Below are 480 nucleotides of genomic sequence, written 5' to 3'. Positions count from 1 at the left end.
TCAGCTAGTGACTACTGGGGTATCTAATCCTGTTTGATACCCACACTTTCGAGCATCAGCGTCAGTTGCGGTCCAGTGAGCTGCCTTCGCAATCGGAGTTCTTCGTGATATCTAAGCATTTCACCGCTACACCACGAATTCCGCCTGCCTCAACCGTACTCAAGGACGCCAGTATCAACTGCAATTTTAAGGTTGAGCCTCAAACTTTCACAGCTGACTTAACGACCCGTCTACGCTCCCTTTAAACCCAATAAATCCGGATAACGCTCGCATCCTCCGTATTACCGCGGCTGCTGGCACGGAGTTAGCCGATGCTTATTCATAAGGTACATACAAAAACCCACACGTGGGTGACTTTATTCCCTTATAAAAGAAGTTTACAACCCATAGGGCCTTCATCCTTCACGCTACTTGGCTGGTTCAGGCTCGCGCCCATTGACCAATATTCCTCACTGCAGCCTCCCGTAGGACTCGCTGATC

At 49.6% G+C, this 480-nt stretch carries 1 rRNA gene; it reads right to left on the bottom strand.

What is annotated here, in order from left to right:
* Positions 1-480: ribosomal RNA gene (locus H9X80_RS08915) — 16S ribosomal RNA — on the bottom strand; the annotation flags it as partial.

It is taken from the genome of Olsenella profusa (assembly GCF_016900315.1).
Taxonomy (GTDB): Bacteria; Actinomycetota; Coriobacteriia; order Coriobacteriales; family Atopobiaceae; genus Thermophilibacter; species Thermophilibacter profusus_A.
Note: the sequence above shows the minus strand (reverse complement) of the source record. Positions and strands in the feature narration are given on the sequence as shown.